A 472-nucleotide genomic window follows, 5' to 3' on the forward strand; every position below is an offset into this window, starting at 1 on the left:
GCGGGTGAGGTACGGGACGAGGGAATAGTTGATAAACCCAATCCCTAAATTCTCAATGTTGTTAAAGGTGGCGCGGTCGGTGTTCTGCACCATATGCAGTGGCACCCGGAAAATGCGGCAGATTTCTTCTAACTGAAACTTGCGGGTTTCCAGAAACTGCGCATCTTCGGCCGATAAACTGATTTGCTGCCATTTCAGCCCCATTTCCAGAATCAGCGGCTTATGGGCATTCGCCAGCCCTTGGTGTTGCGCTTCAAAGTCGGTTTTCAACCGGTTAAAGGCCTCGTCGGTCAGGGGCTGATCGGTTTGCAGTACGCCACTGGTGACCGCCCCGTTACCGAACAGCCGGGAGCCGTGCTCTTCGGTCGCCAGCCCTAACCCGATCGCCTGCCGGGCATAGGCCACCGGACTTAACCCGGTCAGGCCATTGAGCGTAAAGATACGCACATGCCAGATGTCAGCCTGCGTCAGG

1 protein-coding gene is annotated in these 472 nt (G+C 55.9%); it reads right to left on the reverse strand.

The features are described 5' to 3' along the window. The coding region (locus AAC854_RS23090) for a phage portal protein (protein ID WP_340619126.1) at positions 1-472 on the reverse strand (472 nt) is incomplete at both ends.

Source organism: Xenorhabdus entomophaga, from assembly GCF_037996725.1.
In the GTDB taxonomy this organism is placed as follows: Bacteria; Pseudomonadota; Gammaproteobacteria; order Enterobacterales; family Enterobacteriaceae; genus Xenorhabdus; species Xenorhabdus khoisanae.